This window comes from Sorangium sp. So ce124 (assembly GCF_051525235.1).
Lineage (GTDB): Bacteria > Myxococcota_A > Polyangia > Polyangiales > Polyangiaceae > Sorangium > Sorangium atrum.
In genome coordinates, this window is record NZ_CP150312.1 from 5,879,264 (window position 1) to 5,892,934 (window position 13,671).

At 70.2% G+C, this 13,671-nt stretch carries 11 protein-coding genes and 1 tRNA gene; 7 read left to right on the forward strand and 5 right to left on the reverse strand.

The genetic code is table 11. The features are described 5' to 3' along the window. Window positions 1–83: 83 nt before the first annotated feature. Window positions 84–293 carry a ribbon-helix-helix domain-containing protein gene (locus WMF19_RS22040; protein WP_012236467.1) on the reverse strand — a complete coding sequence of 70 codons (210 nt, stop codon included), beginning with the start codon at window positions 291–293 and terminating at the stop codon, window positions 84–86. 305 nt (window positions 294–598) lie between these two features. Here WMF19_RS22040 and WMF19_RS22045 point away from each other — a divergent pair, with 305 nt between their 5' ends. The 3 genes from WMF19_RS22045 (at window position 599) to WMF19_RS22055 (ending at window position 3,679) form a co-directional block, all read left to right on the forward strand. Continuing rightward, the gene (locus tag WMF19_RS22045; protein WP_437900878.1) at window positions 599–1,465 is read left to right on the forward strand and encodes a hypothetical protein; all 867 of its coding nucleotides are present in this window, start codon (window positions 599–601) and stop codon (window positions 1,463–1,465) included. Between the two features lies 1 nt (window position 1,466). Continuing rightward, window positions 1,467–2,246, forward strand: coding sequence for a hypothetical protein (locus WMF19_RS22050; protein ID WP_437900879.1), 780 nt, complete (start codon window positions 1,467–1,469; stop codon window positions 2,244–2,246). A gap of 233 nt (window positions 2,247–2,479) precedes the next feature. Next, window positions 2,480–3,679, forward strand: coding sequence for a pseudouridine synthase (locus tag WMF19_RS22055; RefSeq protein WP_437900880.1), 1,200 nt, complete (start codon window positions 2,480–2,482; stop codon window positions 3,677–3,679). Here the strand turns inward: WMF19_RS22055 and WMF19_RS22060 are convergent. Both WMF19_RS22060 and WMF19_RS22065 read right to left on the reverse strand, forming a co-directional pair. Next, complete coding sequence (locus tag WMF19_RS22060; protein ID WP_012236471.1) at window positions 3,591–4,754, reverse strand: AAA family ATPase; 1,164 nt, start codon at window positions 4,752–4,754, stop codon at window positions 3,591–3,593. The two genes, WMF19_RS22055 and WMF19_RS22060, sit on opposite strands and share 89 nt — an antisense overlap. Window positions 4,755–4,941: 187 nt before the next feature. Beyond that, a tRNA-Gly gene (locus WMF19_RS22065) sits at window positions 4,942–5,016 on the reverse strand. A gap of 412 nt (window positions 5,017–5,428) precedes the next feature. Here WMF19_RS22065 and WMF19_RS22070 point away from each other — a divergent pair. Beyond that, window positions 5,429–6,658 carry an FHA domain-containing protein gene (locus tag WMF19_RS22070; RefSeq protein WP_437331147.1) on the forward strand — a complete coding sequence of 410 codons (1,230 nt, stop codon included), beginning with the start codon at window positions 5,429–5,431 and terminating at the stop codon, window positions 6,656–6,658. A 116-nt stretch (window positions 6,659–6,774) separates the two neighbouring features. On the opposite strand, the gene amrB is transcribed toward WMF19_RS22070, so the two are convergent. Next, the gene (amrB, locus tag WMF19_RS22075) at window positions 6,775–8,043 is read right to left on the reverse strand and encodes an AmmeMemoRadiSam system protein B (protein WP_437900881.1); all 1,269 of its coding nucleotides are present in this window, start codon (window positions 8,041–8,043) and stop codon (window positions 6,775–6,777) included. Window positions 8,044–8,337: 294 nt separating this feature from the next. Between amrB and WMF19_RS22080 the strand changes: the two genes are divergently transcribed. Next, window positions 8,338–8,940 carry a YkgJ family cysteine cluster protein gene (locus WMF19_RS22080; RefSeq protein WP_437900882.1) on the forward strand — a complete coding sequence of 201 codons (603 nt, stop codon included), beginning with the start codon at window positions 8,338–8,340 and terminating at the stop codon, window positions 8,938–8,940. A 10-nt stretch (window positions 8,941–8,950) separates the two neighbouring features. On the opposite strand, the gene WMF19_RS22085 is transcribed toward WMF19_RS22080, so the two are convergent. Next, complete coding sequence (locus WMF19_RS22085) at window positions 8,951–11,125, reverse strand: RelA/SpoT family protein (RefSeq protein WP_437330526.1); 2,175 nt, start codon at window positions 11,123–11,125, stop codon at window positions 8,951–8,953. Window positions 11,126–11,379: 254 nt separating this feature from the next. Between WMF19_RS22085 and hemW the strand changes: the two genes are divergently transcribed. Together hemW and WMF19_RS22095 are read left to right on the forward strand one after the other, a co-directional pair. After that, window positions 11,380–12,624: a radical SAM family heme chaperone HemW gene (hemW, locus tag WMF19_RS22090; protein ID WP_437900883.1), complete on the forward strand. Its 1,245-nt coding sequence runs from the start codon at window positions 11,380–11,382 to the stop codon at window positions 12,622–12,624. A 72-nt stretch (window positions 12,625–12,696) separates the two neighbouring features. Continuing rightward, complete coding sequence (locus tag WMF19_RS22095) at window positions 12,697–13,638, forward strand: pyridoxal-phosphate dependent enzyme (protein ID WP_437900884.1); 942 nt, start codon at window positions 12,697–12,699, stop codon at window positions 13,636–13,638. The last annotated feature ends 33 nt before the right edge of the window (window positions 13,639–13,671 follow it).

The following is a 13,671-nucleotide window of genomic DNA, read 5'->3' on the forward strand; positions in this document are numbered from 1 at the left end:
CGCCGCGAAGCTATCCACCCCGAGCGACGGGCGCCCAGGCGTCCGGCCTCCCAGGGCCAGAGCCTCGCGGCCCCCGGCGCCGGTCATTTCTTCGGGATCGGCGGCGCGGCGACCGGCGGGCTCTCCAGGGACATCTGCCCTGGCAGCACGTGCTCGTAGTGCTTGAGGACCATATCTATCCCTTCGCGGATGTAGACGGCGATCGGGACCTTGGTGCGTTCGTGCAGGATCTTCAGCCGCTCGGCCTGCTCGGGCGTGATGTAGATGGTCGTCGAGACTTTCTTCCGCGACATGTCACGCCCGGGAGGGTAACCCGCCAGTCTCGAAGGGGACGACTGACAAGACGTTACCCTAGATGCCGGTACGTATGATGTCAATCGGAATGGCGCCACCGAGCTCGCCGAGGTTCGGGGATCGGCTCGGGCTGGGTCGCGTGCGTCGCGTCCGGCGCGTCCGGCGCGTCGCGTCGGGCGGGCTTCTTGATGTGCGCGCGGGCCGCGGTCTAGACTGCGGCCGAAGCTGGTCCGCGTCGGGACGGCTCGCCCGGCGCGTCGAGCTTCTGTCCCGAGGGTTCCGGGCTGGCCGGAGGAATCTCTTGATGACGCGATTCCCGCTCACCTGGCCGTCGCCCAGGTGCTCGCTCGTGGCCCTGATGACCATCTCCGTCGCTTCCTGCGCGTCCTCGACGCCGGAGCCCTCGAGCGCGAAGGGCTCCACCAGCGAACGGGACACGGCGATCGTCCACGAGCCCTGCGACAAGGACTCCGCCTCTGCGGAGAAGGTCGATGTGAACGGCGACCGGATACCCGACATCATCCACGTGAAGAAGGACGGTCGGGAGATCTGTCGGGTCGTCGACCTGAACCTGGACGGCGCGATCGACGCCTTCATCTACTACGACGGCAACGGGGTGGAACGGCGGCGCGAGTCGGACTTCGACCGCGACGGGCGGGCCGACGAGATCGCGCACTACGAGCGCGGCGCCGTCGTGTTGAAGGAGCGCGAGACCAACTTCGACAACAAGCTCGACACCTGGGACTACTACGAGGGTCCGCGCCTCGCGCGCCGTGAGCGCGACTCCGACGGCGATGGGATCATCGACCAGTGGTGGCAGTTCAACAACCCGAACGACGCGAAGTGCGCGGTCGTGGCGAGCGATCAGAACGCCGACGGCAAGGCCGATCCCGGAAGCGTGGTCGATCTCTGCGCCGAGTCGTACGGCGCGCCGAAAGCGCCCATGACCCCGCCGGGCGTCGCCGCGCCCCCTGAGGGAGGGGCGGGAGCAGGGCAGCCCGCGGCCGCCGGGGCGCCGGGCGCCGCGCTTACAGCGACCCCCGCCGCGGGCGCGCCTGCATCGGCGACCCCCGCGCCCACATCGGCCCCGGCTGCGGGCGCGGCCACGGCGGCGACCGCCGCGCCCGCGGGCTCCGCGCCCGGCCAGCCGGCCGCCAAGAAGGGACCGTGACATGAGGACACAAGCGCTCATGGCGCTGGCCACGCTCAGCCTGCTCGGCGCGGCGTGCAGCTCGGATCCAGGGTTCGAAGGCGCGACGGCGCCAAAGGTCGAGACGGCTCGCAACGCCGACGGCAGCATCGACGATCGCTCGATGTGCGACTGGAAGGGCAAAGACGATCGCGAGACGAGCGAGACCGCCGGGCCAGGCGCGATCCAGCCCAACGTGAGGCGCGTCTGGCAGATCGTGGGCACGGGCGAAGACCGTCACAGGGCGCTCGTCTGCCGCGAGATCGACACCAACTTCGACGGGGTGAAGGACGTCGTCCGCAAGTACAACGACAAGGGCGAGAGCCTTCACGAGGAGTCCGACTCGAACTACGACGGCCGGATCGACACATGGCTCACGTTCGCCGGCGGAAGGCTGGCCGAGGTGAGGGTCGACTCCGATCACGACGGCAACCCCGACGAGTGGAAGTACTACAGCGGCGGCAAGCTCGCGCGCATCAAGCGCGACACGAACCGCGACGGCAAGCCGGACGTCTGGGAGATCTACCGCATGGGCCGGCTCGAGCGGATGGGCGTGGACATCGACGCCGACGAGCGGGTCGATCGGTGGGATCACGACAACGAGCTGAAGCGCCGCCTCGAGGACGACGAGCGCAAGAAAGAGGACGAGGCCGCCGCTGCAGCCGCGAAGAAGGCCGCGGAAGATCAGGCGGCCGCGGACAAGGCGAACGAGGCCGTGGACGACAGCGGGAGCGCGGCGCCCTCCAGCGACAAGAAGAAATAGAGCGCGCCTTCTTCGAGCCGCGCGGAGGTCGATTTCGCCCCCTGCCCTGACGGCGCGAGCGCGCCCGGGTGCTCTCTTGCAGCCGGCGCTCGCCGGGGCAGGCGCGCAGGCGCACCGGCGTCGGCCTCGAATCCGGGCAGCGCACCGCCCAGGTCGGTCGACGCGGCGCGAGGGGCGTGCTTATCAGTGCCGTCGGCCGACACCACCGCGTCGGCGTAGGTCCCGAGCACACCATGGAAGAACGTCTGCAGAAGATCATCGCGCGCGCCGGCGTCGCCTCGCGCCGCGCATCCGAGGAGCTCATCCTCGCCGGGCGGGTGCGCGTGAACGGGCGCGTCGTGACCGAGCTCGGCTTGAAGGCCGACCGGCAGAAGGACCGCATCGAGGTGGACGGCAAGCGCCTCGTCTCCGAGGCGCCGGTCTATGTCGCGCTGCACAAGCCACGGAACGTCGTCTCGACATTGCGCGATCCCGAGGGGCGGCCGACGGTCGCCGACCACGTGCGCGGCACGGGGGCGCGGCTCTACCCCGTGGGTCGGCTCGACTTCGCGACGAGCGGCATCCTCCTCATGACGAACGACGGCGACTTCGCCAACGCGCTGCTCCATCCGCGCGGCGGCGTGCCGAAGACCTACGTGCTGAAGGTGCAGGGCGTCATGAGCGACGACGACCTCACGCCGTGGCGCGAGGGGATCCGCCTCGAGGACGGCGTCACGCTGCCGGCCGAGGCGCGGGTGCTGCGCCACGAGGGCGACAAGACGTGGCTCGAGGTGACGCTCCGCGAGGGCCGCAACCAGCAGATCCGGCGCATGGGCGAGGCGACCGGCTGGCCCGTGATGCGCCTGGCCCGCACGACGTTCGCCGGCGTGAGCTCGGAAGGCCTCCGGCCGGGAGAGTGGCGCGCCTTGACGGTGGATGAGCTCCTCCACATCCGCGAGGCGTTCGGCGTGCCCAAGCGGATCCGAGGCGCGATGATGGGCGCGTCGTCAGGTCCGGTCGACTACCGCCGCAAGGCCAGCTCGGCCCGGTCGGACGCGAAGGCGTCACCTCGGCCTGCGCCGGAGGCCGGTGGTGCGGCCGCCCGCAGCCGAGGACCGGCGCAGCCGAGGGTTCGCTCAAGAGCCAACGCCGACGTCCCGAGCGCACCTGGGCAGAGCGCGACCGGGCGGATGGCTCGCTCCAGGACCGACGCCGCCCCGGGCACGCCCGCCCGGAACCCCGCTGGGCGTACGGCTCGCTCCAGGACCGACGCCGCCCCGGGCGCGCCCGCCCGGACCCCGGCTGGGCGTGCGGCCCGCTCCAGGACAGACGTCGCCGCGCCGGCCGCGCCCGGACCGGGCGCCACTAGATCTGCGCGAAGCGCCCGCTCCGAAACGAAGCCTCGAGCAGCTGAGACACGCGCGCCTCGAGCTCGCGGGCGCGAGCGTCGTTGATGCCGGCGAGCGCCTGTTTGATCTCGCCGAGCGCCTTCAGCTGACTGAACAGCTGGACGTCACCCAGCGAGGCGCCGCCCGTGAGGATCTGCCGGATCCGATCGATCTCCGCGGCGAGCGCCTCCACGCCGACGCCGAGCGCGCCGACGCGGCGGCGATCCGGGTGCTCACGAAAGAAGGCCTCGAGCACCGGTTGCACGATGCCCTCGAGGATCGCCGCCTGATCCTGGTTGTTCCAGATGTGCTTGAGCACGAAGAAGTCGCTCGCGTCGGTCGTCTGGCGGCCATCGAGGTAAGCGCTCGCCGCGAAGAGCTTGAGCATCTTCACGACACGGCGATCCGAGAGCGATATCCCTTCGGCGCGGATCTGGAACACCAGCCCCTTGTAGGCCGATAGGAATGCATCTCCGAAGTTCATCCGCGCGCCGAACCCTCGGCCGAGCTCGGCGAGCTCGCGCGCCGCGACGAGCGGGCGGAGCGGCTCGCCGGCCATGTGCCGGATCTCCTGCTGGATGCCGCGCTGGAGCAGCTCGCTGAAGTGGTAGGCGTCGAGGTTGTCGGACTGCACCCGCAGGAGGAAGCGGTCGAAGATCGCGGTCAGCGTCTCGTCGCCGGGCACCTCGTTCGAGGCCGCGAAGACGCTGATGAGCGGGCAGCGGAGCACCTGGCCGCCGCTCGCGAACTTGCGCTCGTTCAGCAGCGTGAGCAGCGCGTTCAGGATGGCGCTGTTCGACTTGAAGACCTCGTCGAGGAACACGATCTCCGCCTCGGGGAGCATCCCCGAGGTGTTCCGGCGGTAGACCCCCTCGCGAAAAGCACCGATATCGACCGGGCCGAAGATCTCGTTCGGCTCGGTGAAACGCGTGAGGAGGTACTCGAAGTACCGGGCCTGCATCAGCTCGGCGAGCGTGCGGATGAGCGCGCTCTTCGCGGTCCCCGGCGGGCCGAGGAGCACGCAGTGCTCGCCCGCGACGACCGCGATCATGAGCAGGCGGATGATCTCGTCCTTGCCTAGGAACTGCCGCTCGAGGCTATGGGCAAGCAGGCGCAGGCGCTCGTGGAGCGGAGCGGACATGAGGCGAATCCTCGTATCACAGGCCCGCCGCCTGGCGTACCGATCGGCGCATCGCCCCGTGCGTTCCCAGGACGCCGCCGCGCCGAGCGGTTGAGCGAAACGTTGAGCGAAATGTTGAACAAAACACAGAGGCCGGTGGGTCACACCGGCCTCGCAGGGTCTGCTCGCTGTCGCAGAGCCTATATCGTGGAGCGGGAGACGGGATTTGAACCCGCGACGTCAACCTTGGCAAGGTTGCACTCTACCACTGAGTTACTCCCGCAGATGTCAATCACTTAATTCAGGAAACCACATCTCAAGGCGTTTGTCAGAAAAATCCTGATTCGCGCCAGGTCATCACCGGAGGTTCGCTCCGTCGATGCGTGGCGGATGAGTACCAATCGGCGTGGTGAGAGTCAAGCTCTCAACAACAAAACCTCAAAACTTCCGTCGCCGGCAGGTTGCACGGCCGCTCTGGTCGAGTATTGTGTGGCCATTGCGAGCGAGGGGGCTCGCCAAGCAGCACCGCGCACGGTGCCGCTCACAAAAGCCTTCGCGTTCGCGACAGCGGCACCGTGTGGGGGGCTCTTACATCATAAGGGTGCCCGCCACTCGGCGCGCTCTTGGTTGGCCTGGGTCGACCAGGCAGGTCCTTTGGACTTGGGGGGAGCATGAACGAACAGACTGCTTTGCGAGTGGACGTTGCGGAGACAACGGCGCCGGTCCTTCAGAAAGAGTACCGGTCCGGAGTCCACGCCAAGCGACAGGATGACGACGGCGGGTGGGGGCTCGTCCTGATCGGGCTCGACGCTCCGCCGCGGATCGTGAGCCTCATGGACGGCGCCGTGATCGGCAGCGCCGCGCGCGACGGCCGCATCGAGGGCCAGGGGATCGCGCCGGAGCACGCGAAGATCAGCGTCCGCTCCGACGGTTGCTACATCGAGGACATGGACACCCACGACGGCACGTGGGTAAACGGCGTCCGCGCCCGGCGCATCGGCGTGATGCACGGCGACGTGGTGCGCCTCGGGCATCAGCTCGCGGTCTTCGTCGAGCGGCACCTCGCGCTGTACGACGGCGCGCCGTCGCGGCTGGGGCCGCTGGTGTTCGGCTCGAAGCAGCGCAAGGACTGGATCGATCCGGTGATGAAGCTCGTTCAGTCGGGCTCCAGCGTCTGCATCGAGGGCGCGCCCGGGGTCGGGAAGCGGACGCTGGCTCGCCTCGCGGCCGCGGTGCGCGAGGGCCTGGGTGAGACGCTGGTCGTCGATGGCAGCGCCGAGACGAAGCCGGCCATCCCGCCGGGCGCGCGACCGATGACATGGCTCGTCCTCGATGCCGATCGCCTGCCGCGCCCGCAGCAGCTGGAGATCGCGCACTCGGTCGGCCGCTCGAACGGCGTCAGCATCATCGCGACGACCGGACAGCCGCTCGACCGGGCCGCCGGCGACGGGCGCGTGGCGCCGTGGTTCGCTTCGCTCTTCTCCGGCAAGCGGATCACGATCCCGACGCTTGAGATGCGGCGCGAGGACGTTCCGCTCATCGTGCGCGACATCGCGGAGCGCAACGCGATCGGACTCGATCGCTTCACCCCGCAGCTCCTGGAGGCGCTCGTCCGCGCCGGCTGGCCGGGCGGCGTGCCGCAGCTCGAGTCCGCCATCGTGACCGCAGCCCAGGCTTCGCCGGACGGTCCGCTCTCCGTCACGCCGATCGCGGGATCGCTCGCGCGCGGCCCGCGCGTCAAGCCGAACCTCCCGCCCGCGACGGATCCGTCGCTCGCGCGCGCCCGCCTCGAGGACGCCCTCGCCCGGGCCAACGGCTCCGTCGCGTCGGCTGCGCGTGCCCTGGGCATGTCGCGGCAGGCGATCTACCGCGAGGCCGACCGGCTCGGCCTCGACATCGCGCGCCGCAGGGTCCCGCGCGGCTGAGCTGACGCCCGTCACACGCCCGGGAGCCTCGCGCCGCGCCAGCGCCGAGGGGGGCTCTCGGCGCGCTTCGTGACGAAACGCCAGCGCGCGCCAGGCGGACGCCCAGGCGCGGATCTTCAACCGTAAAATCCGAGAGACGTATGGCTGACGATCGATCCCTCCTCGGGGTCGACGCATTGCTCGTAGTGCAGCATCTCGCCGCGCGACGACGGCGGGAGCGCCCGGAGCAACGTGTAGATGGGGCCGAGGCCGCAGACGCGGCGGCTGGCGAGATCCCGGGCGACGTCGACGAAGAAGCCCGGCGCATCGATCGACGTCGCGCGCTCGATCGAGGCGAGGTCGCGGTCGCGCAGCGCCGTCCGCTGGCGCTCGTCGAGGGGCGCGGGATCACCGAAGCGCGGGCCGACGTGGGCGAGGTCCGCTCCTGCGATGACGAGGACGCGACCGGGACGCTTCGCCAGGGCGTCACCGAGCGCCCTCAGGAACGACTCGGCCCCATCGTCTTGCGCGGGGTCGCGACGCCGCGCCTGACACTCCGAGAGGCCGCAGAGGATGGGCACGATCGACGCCGCGCGGCCGCCGAGGAGGTGCCGCACGAACACGGCCTGAAACTCGATCGAGTGCTCGTTCTTGTGGAGGTACTGGTCCTCGCGCACGTCGAAGCGGCTCGCCGCCGCGAGCTCCGCGATCATCTCTCGATCTGGCTCGAGAGGACCGAGCGGCGTCGCGAACGTCTTCTCGCAAACGGCGTATGGACGGCGCATCGCGGCGTGCGACGTCCCGAGCAGAACGAACGTATCGACGTTCTCGAGCCCTGGGCCTGCCAGCGCCTGCTCCAGCGCTGCGTAGGCGTGCCCGTAGCCCGTCGCTGCGCGCCAGAGATCCATGTGCGGCGCGCAGAGCCCGACCATGCGCGTCGGCGCGCCTCGCGAGGCGACCGTGCGCGTCGCTCCGCCCTGCGGCCGCGCGACCTGGAGGCACTTTCGCTCGATGAAGTCGGCGAGCTTCCGCCGATCACCGTGGTACGCGCCGCCCGCGTGCGCGGCCATCCTGATCGGCGCCGCGTCGAACGATTGCACGACGCTCCGCCGGCGCGCGTGGAATCGCGGGCTGTCGAGCATCCACGCGCGTTCCAGCTCGTCGGCCAGCTGCGACACATGGGCGGCGTCCACGGGCTGGCCCGTCGACCGGGCGGCGTCACGCGCGATCTCGTCGATCGATCGCCTCCCGTCGAAGCGCGCGAGCACGGCAGCGCTCGCGGCAGGAACGACGACAGGAGCCGGCGCGATGCCCTCGGTGTCGCGCAGCATCAACGCGCGGCCATGGCGCTCATCCTGGATGATGACGATCTCTAGAGCTCGAAGCTTCGGGCGCAGCACCGGCATCCAGCGCGAGAATAGCGCGTGCGCGCTCGCCGCCCAGCGCGCGGCATCGCGGCACGGGGGAAGGGAACAGCGCCGACGCCCCCGCGGTCACAGCGGCGGCTTGCTCCAGAACGGACGGCGCTGGTGCCCCGCGTCAGAGCGCGCGTCACGATCGCGGATTGCCGCTTCGCAGCGGCGCCGCGTGGAACTAGGGTCGCCCCTTGGAGCTCCGCCCTGCTCCGCCCCCCTCCCCTTGCGCCGCAGCCGCTTCGGGCTGGCAGTACGTCCGATCACCACGAGAGCGCCTCCGAACGAATGCGTCGAACCACGCCCCTCGATCCACCCGTCCGTGAAGCCGATCTGCTCACCGAGCTCGCGGCCGTGTACCGCGAGGCGGAAGAGGTCTTCAGTGGCTGGACGTGCGAGGCCTCGACCGAGTGCTGTCGGTTCGGCATCACGGGCCGCGAGCCGTACGTGACGTCCGTCGAGCTCGCTGCCGTCCGGCGCGCGATCGCGGCTCGCGGGGGCCGCCGAGCGCTCGAGGGGATCGTGCGAGCAGACGGGGCGGGACCGCCCGAGCCGGGGGTATCCGCCGGCGGCCCGAGCCGGCGACGCGCGCTGCCGCAGGCATCGGAGCGGCGGTGCCCGATGCTCACCGACGCCGGCCGCTGCGCGATCTACGCGGCGAGGCCCCTCGGGTGCCGCACGTTCTTCTGTGATCGCGCCTCCGCTGGATCCCCGGTCCGCCACCACGACGTGACCCGGCTCGTCCGCAAGGTGCAGGAGATCGCCGCGCGACACGAGCCGAGTGGCGACCTCGGCCGTCCGCTCACCCGCGCCCTGGCGGAGGCTGGACCGAGCGCCGCGGGCGCGCCGCCCAGGACGAGCAGCGCGGCGCGCGCTCGCCGCGGCCGCTGAGGTCCGCCGCTCAGGTCCGCTCGACGGCCATCACGCCGGGGATCCGCTGCAGGCGCCGGATCACGCTCTTCAGCTGCGCGAGGTCGGAGCAGAGGAACGTGAACGTGTTCATCGCCCGGCCGTCGTCGCCCGCCCGACAGGTCGCCTCGCTGATGTTGATGCCCTGCTCGTGGAACGTATGGCCGACCGTCGCGAGGATGCCCGGCCGGTTCGCCGTCATCACCTTGATCTGAACGGGGCGGTTGATCTTCGCGCGCGCGTCCCAGGAGATCTCCACGCGGCGCTCCGGGTCCGTGTCGAACGCCTTGGCGCAGTTGCGGCGGTGGACGGTGATGCCGCGGCCGCGCGTGATGAAGCCGACGATCTCGTCGCCTGGGAGCGGGTTACAGCACTTCGTATAGCGGACGAGGACGTCATCGATGCCGTTCAGCCGGATGCCGTGGCTGTCGCGCCCGGTGACCTTGCGGACGAGCGACTCGATGCGCCCCTCCTTGATCGACTCGGGCGGCGGGGTCGGCGTGCCCTTCTCGTTCTCCTTGGGCGTGGGCGCGAGGAACTCGCACACAGCGCGGACGCTCACCTTGCCGTAGCCGACCGAGATGAAGAGCTCGTCGGCCGAGGTGACCCCGAAGCGCTCCATGACCTTGCGCAGCTCGCCCTCGTTCTTCGTGAGGCGACTCAGGCTCATGCTCCGCTGGTGCATCTCCTTCTCGAGGAGCTCGCGACCGAGCTTGAGCGACTTCTCCCGCTGCTCCGTGCGCAGGAAGTTGCGGATCTTCGAGCGCGCGCGGCTGGTCGAGACGTAATCGAGCCAGTCCTTCGAAGGGTGCTGGCTCGGGTTGGTCATCACCTCGACCACATCGCCGTTCCGGAGCTTCGATCGGAGCGGGACGATGGCGCCGTTGACCCGCGCCCCGGAGCAGTGCTCGCCGACCTGCGTATGGATCGCGTAGGCAAAGTCGATGGGCGTCGATCCGCGGGGGAAGACGCGCACGTCGCCCTTCGGCGTGAAGACGTACACCTCGTCCTGGAACAGGTCGACCTTGACGCTCTCCAGGAACTCGGCCGGATCCTTGAGCTCCTTCTGGAACTCCATCAGCTGGCGGAGCCAGCCGAACCGCGCGGCGTCCTTCGGGTCGATGCCGCCGGAGTTGTTCTCCTTGTACTTCCAGTGCGCCGCGATGCCCTGCTCCGCGACGCGGTGCATCTCGTGGGTGCGGATCTGGATCTCGATCCGCTCGCGCCCGGGTCCGATGACCGTCGTGTGCAGCGACTGGTACATGTTCGGCTTGGGCAGCGCGACGTAGTCCTTGAAGCGGCCGGGGACCGGGGTCCACTGCGAGTGGATCACGCCGAGCGTCGCGTAGCAGTCCGCCACCGACTCGACGAGGACCCGGAACGCGATGACGTCGTAGACCTGATCGAAATCGCACTGCTGCGCCTGCATCTTGCGCCAGATCGAGTAGAGGTGCTTCGCGCGGCCGGTGACGTCGACCGCGAAGCCCTGCTCCGCGAGCTTGCCCGCGAGCACCTTCGAGACCTCGTGGATGTACTTGTCCCGCTCCTTCGCGGTCGTCTTGACCTTCTGCGAGAGGTCCGACCAAGCCTCGGGCTCGATGTACCTGAACGACAGGTCCTCGAGCTCGCTCTTGAAGCGCGCGATGCCGAGGCGGTTCGCGAGCGGCGCGTAGATCTCCATCGTCTCCCGGGCGATCCGGTCCTGCGCCTCGGGCTTCATGAACTCGAGCGTCCGCATGTTGTCGAGGCGGTCGCACAGCTTCACGAGGAGCACGCGGATATCCCGCGCCATCGCCACCAGCATCTTGCGGAAGTTCTCGGCTTGCCGATCTTCCTTGGAAGCGAAGTTGATCTTCGAGAGCTTCGTCACGCCGTCGACGAGGAACGCCACCTCCTGGCCGAAGCTGTTCTCGATGTCGGTGGTCGTCGCGAGCGTGTCCTCCACGACGTCGTGCAAGAGCCCGGCGCAGACGCTCGCCGTGTCCAGCTTGAGCTCGGTGATGATCGCGGCGACGCTCGCCGGGTGGGAAAAGTAAGGGTCACCGCTCTTGCGGGTCTGCCCCTTGTGAGCGTCAGAGCTGTAGGCGTAGGCCCGGGCGATGAGATCGACGTCTGCAGCCGGCTGATAGGTCCGGACGCGATCGACAAGCTCCGTCAACGTCAGCATGAAGAGTTCGGTGGGCGCAATGCGCCCCCTCCCTTTCGCACGCTAACACCGCGATCTAGACCCCGCAATTGTGTCACCATGCGCGGCGCGCGCGCTGCCCGGCGCAGGGCACGCGCGCTCCGCCGCGCGTCCTCGTCGTCCTCGTCGTTCTCGCACGTGTTGCACGCGTCCTCGTCCTCGTCTCCGTTCATCTCGATTCATCTCGGAGTTTCCGCTTCGCCCTCCTGCGTCGGGTCGAAGGTTGTCGCGGATTCATGAAAACCATGGAGCCGATCACCGTCTACGTCCACTTCCCCTGGTGCCTCAAGAAGTGTCCCTACTGCGACTTCGTGTCTTTCGCGAAGGCGCGGGACGCGATCGACCACCGCGGCTATGCCGACGCCGTGCTGGCCGAGCTCCGGAAGCGGGAGGATGTGCTGGGCGAGCGCGAGCTCCGGAGCATCTTCTTCGGCGGCGGGACGCCGTCCCTGTGGGAGCCGGACGAGATGGGCAGGGTGCTGTCGGCCATCACCGCGGCCGCCGGCCGGCTCTCGCCGGACCTGGAGGTGACCGCAGAGTGCAACCCGACCTCGCTCGATGAGCAGCGGGCCCGAGCGTTCCGAGCGATCGGAGTGAACCGGCTCAGCATCGGAGTTCAGGGCCTCGACGTCGAGCGCCTCCGGTTCCTCGGGCGCCTGCACGACCCAGAGGGCGGTCTCGGCGCGCTCTCGGCGGCGCTCCGGTCCGGGATGCCGCGCGTGAGCGGCGATCTCATCTACGGTGTCGCGGTCGGAACGGCGGAAGCGGCGCGGGAGCAACGCCCCGAGCACGCCGCCGCCGAGGCGCGCGCCGTGGCCTCGACGGGGGTGACCCATATCTCGGCATACAGCCTGACGGTCGAGCCCGGCACCTCGTTTGGAGAGCTCGCGCGGCGCGGTCGCCTGCCGCTCGCCGGAGACGATGGAGTGGCGGACACGTTCTTCGCCATCGACGAGGCCCTCGAGGCAGAGGGGCTCGCCCACTACGAGGTGTCGAACTACGCGAGGCCGGGCCACGAGGCGCGCCACAACCTCGGTTACTGGCAAGGCATCGACTACGTCGGGCTCGGGTGCGCCGCCTACGGGACGGTGTCGCGGCCGGATCCGCGCTGGGGCCTGCGCTCTGGCGGCGCGGAGGGCCAGGGAGAAGCGTTCGCGGTCCGCTACCGGAACATCGTGAGTCCGGAACGGTACATGGCTGAGATGGCCGAAGGCGACGAGGCGATCGCCGTGGAGAGCGAGGAGCGGCTCGAGCCGGAGACGCGGCTGTCCGAGCGGATCATGCTCGGGCTGCGGCTGCGCGAGGGGCTCGATCTCGAGGCCGCTGCGGCGGCGCTCGGGGTGCCGGCGTGGCCGCCCTCGCGGCGGAGGGCCGCGGAGCGGCTCGAGCGCGCCGGCCGCCTGGAGGTGGCCGGCGGGCGGGTCCGCGTCCCGCGAGCCGCCTGGGTCTTCGCCGACGGCATCGCGGCCGACCTGTTCTGAAGCAGCGCCGCGAGGGCAGCGCCCGGGCTCGCGGTGGACGCCGGGCCGGGACCGCGCTCCGATGATCGTCCCATGAGCCGTTTGCCTACCGTCGAGGACATCCGCGGCGCCGCCGTGCGCATCGCGCCGCACGCCCACGTGACGCCCGTCATGACCAGCCGCACGCTCGACGGCATCGCGGGGGCGCGCGTCTTCTTCAAGTGCGAGAACCTGCAGCGGGCCGGCGCGTTCAAGTTCCGCGGCGCGTGCAACGCGGTGCTGTCCCTCTCGGACGAGGAGGCGCGGCGCGGCGTCGCGACCCACTCGTCGGGCAACCACGCCGCCGCGCTCGCGCTCGCGGCACGCATCCGCGGCGTCGCCGCGTACATCGTCATGCCCGAGAACGCGCCGGCCGTGAAGCGCGCCGCCGTGGAGGGCTACGGCGCCCGGGTCGTGGGCTGCGCCCCCACGCTTCGGTCGCGCGAGGAGACGATCGCCCGCGTGATGTCCGAGACGGGCGCGGTCCTCGTCCATCCGTACAACGACGCGCGCGTCATCGCCGGCCAGGGTACGGCCGCGCTGGAGCTCGCGGCCCAGGTGGACGATCTCGACGCCGTGGTCGCGCCCGTGAGCGGCGGCGGGCTGCTCTCCGGGACGGCCATCGCCACCAGCTCGCTGTCGCGCGCGCGCACGATCGGCGCCGAGCCCGAGGCCGCGGACGACGCCGCGCGATCGATGCGCGAAGGGAGGATCATCCCCTCGAACGACCCGGTCACGATCGCCGACGGCCTCCGCAGCTCGCTCGGCGAGCTCACCTTCGCGGTCCTGCGCGAGCGCGGGGTCGAGATCGTCACCGTAAGCGAAGAGGACATCGTCAAGGCGATGCGCGTCGTCTGGGAGCGGATGAAGCTCGTCATCGAGCCGAGCGCGGCCGTCGCGGTGGCGGCGGTCCTGCGGCGCTCGGTTCAGGGAGCACGGATCGGCGTCATCCTGAGCGGAGGCAACGTCGATCTGGCCCGGCTCCCCTTCACCTGAGCGCGATCGAGGGAGCCCCGCGGGATCCCCGGC

Coding starts and splice junctions, on each gene's coding strand:
- WMF19_RS22040 (WP_012236467.1), bottom strand. CDS start 293: ATGTCGCGGAAGAAAGTCTCGACGACCATCTACATCACGCCCGAGCAG.
- WMF19_RS22045 (WP_437900878.1), top strand. CDS start 599: ATGACGCGATTCCCGCTCACCTGGCCGTCGCCCAGGTGCTCGCTCGTG.
- WMF19_RS22050 (WP_437900879.1), top strand. CDS start 1,467: ATGAGGACACAAGCGCTCATGGCGCTGGCCACGCTCAGCCTGCTCGGC.
- WMF19_RS22055 (WP_437900880.1), top strand. CDS start 2,480: ATGGAAGAACGTCTGCAGAAGATCATCGCGCGCGCCGGCGTCGCCTCG.
- WMF19_RS22060 (WP_012236471.1), bottom strand. CDS start 4,754: ATGTCCGCTCCGCTCCACGAGCGCCTGCGCCTGCTTGCCCATAGCCTC.
- amrB (WP_437900881.1), bottom strand. CDS start 8,043: ATGCCGGTGCTGCGCCCGAAGCTTCGAGCTCTAGAGATCGTCATCATC.
- WMF19_RS22080 (WP_437900882.1), top strand. CDS start 8,338: ATGCGTCGAACCACGCCCCTCGATCCACCCGTCCGTGAAGCCGATCTG.
- WMF19_RS22085 (WP_437330526.1), bottom strand. CDS start 11,125: ATGCTGACGTTGACGGAGCTTGTCGATCGCGTCCGGACCTATCAGCCG.
- hemW (WP_437900883.1), top strand. CDS start 11,380: ATGAAAACCATGGAGCCGATCACCGTCTACGTCCACTTCCCCTGGTGC.
- WMF19_RS22095 (WP_437900884.1), top strand. CDS start 12,697: ATGAGCCGTTTGCCTACCGTCGAGGACATCCGCGGCGCCGCCGTGCGC.